General features: G+C 63.6%; 5 protein-coding genes. All 5 read left to right on the top strand.

Annotated elements, in window-relative coordinates; all coding sequences use genetic code 11:
- The coding region (gene thiC, locus NKI20_RS33380) for a phosphomethylpyrimidine synthase ThiC (protein ID WP_352838224.1) at nt 1-1,308 on the top strand (1,308 nt) is incomplete at its 5' end.
- The gene (gene thiO, locus NKI20_RS33375) at nt 1,305-2,306 is read left to right on the top strand and encodes a glycine oxidase ThiO (RefSeq protein ID WP_352838222.1); all 1,002 of its coding nucleotides are present in this window, start codon (nt 1,305-1,307) and stop codon (nt 2,304-2,306) included. The genes thiC and thiO, both read left to right, overlap by 4 nt.
- A complete protein-coding gene (gene thiS, locus NKI20_RS33370) occupies nt 2,275-2,472 on the top strand; it encodes a sulfur carrier protein ThiS (RefSeq protein WP_023685606.1) in 198 nt (65 codons plus the stop codon). The genes thiO and thiS overlap by 32 nt, the downstream gene beginning before the upstream one ends.
- Nucleotide 2,473: 1 nt before the next feature.
- On the top strand, nt 2,474-3,247 hold the full coding sequence (locus tag NKI20_RS33365; RefSeq protein WP_352838220.1) for a thiazole synthase: 774 nt from the start codon (nt 2,474-2,476) through the stop codon (nt 3,245-3,247).
- The coding region (locus tag NKI20_RS33360; protein WP_352838218.1) for a thiamine phosphate synthase at nt 3,244-3,685 on the top strand (442 nt) is incomplete at its 3' end. The genes NKI20_RS33365 and NKI20_RS33360, both read left to right, overlap by 4 nt.

Below are 3,685 nucleotides of genomic sequence, written 5' to 3'. Positions count from 1 at the left end.
CGTGACGAGGTGGCGCGCGGACGGGCGATCATTCCCGCCAACATCAACCATCCCGAGAGCGAGCCAATGATCATCGGCCGCAATTTCCTGGTCAAGATCAACGCCAATATCGGTAACTCCGCCGTCACATCGTCGATGGCGGAAGAGGTCGAAAAGATGGTGTGGGCGATCCGCTGGGGCGCCGATACGGTGATGGACCTGTCGACCGGCCGCAACATCCACAACATCCGCGACTGGATCGTGCGCAACGCGCCGGTGCCGATCGGCACGGTGCCGCTCTACCAGGCGCTCGAAAAGGTCGGTGGCATTGCCGAGGATCTGACCTGGGAGGTCTACCGCGACACGCTGATCGAACAGGCCGAGCAAGGCGTCGACTATTTCACCATCCACGCCGGCGTGCGGCTGCATTACATCCCGCTGACCGTTGACCGGGTGACGGGTATCGTCTCGCGCGGCGGCTCGATCATGGCCAAATGGTGCCTGCACCATCACCGGGAAAGCTTCCTCTACGAGCATTTCGCCGAGATCTGCGACATCGCCAGAGCCTATGACGTCTCCTTCTCGCTCGGCGACGGCCTTCGTCCCGGCTCGATCGCCGATGCCAACGACGCGGCGCAGTTCGCCGAGCTGGAAACGCTTGGCGAGCTGACGCAGATCGCCTGGGCGAAGGATTGCCAGGTGATGATCGAGGGCCCTGGCCACGTGCCGATGCACAGGATCAAGCAGAACATGGACAAGCAGCTCGCCGTCTGCGGCGAGGCGCCGTTCTATACGCTCGGACCGCTGACGACCGACATCGCGCCGGGCTACGACCACATCACCTCAGGCATCGGCGCCGCGATGATCGGCTGGTTCGGCACCGCCATGCTCTGCTACGTCACGCCCAAGGAGCATCTCGGCCTTCCCGATCGCAACGACGTCAAGATCGGCGTGATCACCTACAAGATCGCCGCCCACGCCGCCGACCTGGCGAAGGGCCATCCGGCAGCGAAAATCAGGGATGACGCGCTTTCCCGCGCGCGCTTCGAGTTCCGCTGGGAGGACCAGTTCAACCTGTCGCTCGACCCGGAAACCGCGCGGTCCTTCCACGACCAGACCTTGCCCAAGGAGGCGCACAAGGTAGCGCATTTCTGCTCGATGTGCGGGCCGAAATTCTGCTCCATGCGTATCTCTCACGACATCCGCGCCGAGGCACAGAAAGAGGGCATGGCGGCGATGGCGGCGAAATACCGCGAGGGCGGCGATCTCTACCTGCCGGCGGACGAGACCGGCGCACCGCTCATACCTCAGCCACGTGAGCCATCATGAAGGTCTTGGTCAAAGGGGCGGGCGTTGCCGGCCTCACCGCCGCCTTCGAATTCGCCGCACGCGGCGCGGCGGTTACCGTTGCCGAGACAAGGCCTGCCCTTGGGGGCAATGCGTCGTGGTTCGCCGGTGGCATGCTGGCGCCGTGGTGCGAGCGTGAAAGCGCCGAGCAGCCGGTGCTGGATCTCGGACGCGACGCCGCCGACTGGTGGGACGCCGCAACGCCAGGCTTGGTAGCACGACGGGGAACGCTGGTCTTGGCCGCGCCGCGCGATGCGGGCGAGCTCGACCGGTTCGCCAGCCGCACGACGGGCTATCGGCGTGTCGAGGAAGATGAAATTGCCTTGCTGGAGCCCGACTTAGCCGGCCGCTACCGCCGCGGATTGCTCTTCCCCGCTGAGGGCCATCTTGATCCGCGCCAGGCGATGGCAGCACTTCATGACAAGCTCGCGGCCATGGGTGTTGAATTCCACTTCGGCGCCGACGCCCAGCATGTTTTTGGTTTCGATCGTCAGATCGACTGTACGGGAATGGCGGCGCAAAATGACTGGCTGCGCGGCGTTCGCGGCGAAATGCTGTTCCTGCGTACACCTGATATCTCGCTGTCGCGCCCCGTCAGGCTGCTGCATCCGCGCTTTCCACTCTATGCAGTGCCGCGCACCGACCACCGTTTCATGATTGGTGCGACGATGATTGAAAGCCAGTCCGGCGGACCGGTCACGGCGCGCTCCATGATGGAGCTGCTGGGTACCGCCTATGCCCTCCACCCGGCCTTTGGGGAGGCCGAGATCGTTGAAACCGGTGTCGGCGTCCGCCCAGCCTTTCCCGACAATTTGCCGCGCGTCGAAACGAACGGTGAAATCATCGCGATCAACGGGCTCTATCGTCACGGTTTTCTCCTGGCTCCCGCCATGGCGCGCCAGGCTGCCGACCTGGTTTTCAGTCAAGACAGAACCAAGGAGCTTGCCCATGAAACTGATGGTCAACGGCGAAGCGCATGAGGTTGCCGCCACCACGCTGGCCGAGCTGCTTGCCGCGCTCGACTATGAGGGCGATTGGCTCGCGACCGCCGTCAACAACGACCTCGTGCACAAAGCCAACCGGGCGGAATTCCAATTGAACGACGGCGACCGGATCGAAATCCTCTCGCCCATGCAGGGAGGCTAGCATGTTCGACCTTCTTGGAACGACGCTTCCCTCCCGCCTGCTTCTCGGCACGGCTCAATATCCTTCGCCGGCCATCCTTGCTTATGCAGTCAGGGCATCGGGCACGGGGGTGGTGACCGTCTCGTTGCGCCGTGAAATGGCAGGCGGCAGGGCCGGCGAAAAATTCTGGTCGTTGATCCGCTCGCTTGGTGTCAGAATCCTGCCCAACACTGCTGGCTGCCACTCCGTCAAGGAAGCGGTCACGACCGCACAAATGGCGCGCGAAGTCTTCGGTACGAACTGGGTCAAGCTCGAAGTGATCGGCAACCACGACACGCTGCAGCCGGATGTGTTCGGTCTGGTCGAAGCCGCCCGCATCCTGTGTGAGGACGGTTTTGCTGTATACCCCTATACCACCGACGACCTTGTCGTCGCCGAGCGACTGCTTGCGGCGGGCTGCAAGGTCTTGATGCCGTGGTGCGCGCCGATCGGTTCCGCTCTCGGACCGATCAACATCACGGCGCTGCGCTCGATGCGCGGACATTTCCCTGATGTTCCGCTGATCGTGGATGCGGGGCTCGGACGGCCGTCGCACGCGGCAACCGTCATGGAGCTCGGCTTTGACGCCGTACTCCTGAACACCGCGGTCGCCAAGGCGGCCGATCCGGTCGGCATGGCGCGTGCGTTCGGCAAGGCGGTCGAGGCCGGTCGTGAAGCTTTCAGCTCGGGTATGCTTGAACCGCGCGACGTCGCCGTGCCATCGACACCGACCATCGGCAGGGCAGTTTTTTCATGAAGCTCGATCCCTTCTACCTGATCGTCGACAGCGCTGACTGGGTCGAGCGGCTGGTCCCGCTCGGCGTCAAGCTGGTTCAGTTGCGCATCAAGGATAGGGACGAGACCACGCTGCGGTCGGAAATCCGCCGCGCGAACGACGTCTGCGCGATCCATGGCTGCCAACTGATCGTCAACGACTATTGGCGCACGGCAATTGAGGAAGGCTGCGACTTCGTCCACCTCGGCCAGGAGGATTTGGCTGCGGCCGACCTGTTGGCGATTAGATACGCCGGATTGAAGCTCGGGCTCAGCACGCACGATCATCCCGAACTGGAAACGGCGATCGCTGCCGAGCCCGACTATATCGCGCTCGGCCCCATCTATCCCACCGTCCTGAAGCAGATGAAATGGGCGCCGCAAGGGCTCGAGCGGATCAGCGAGTGGAAGCATCGGGTGG

It is taken from the genome of Mesorhizobium sp. M0830 (assembly GCF_040319965.1).
Lineage (GTDB): Bacteria > Pseudomonadota > Alphaproteobacteria > Rhizobiales > Rhizobiaceae > Mesorhizobium.
The sequence above is the reverse complement of the archived record's forward strand: the minus strand, read 5'-3'. Positions and strand labels throughout refer to the sequence as shown.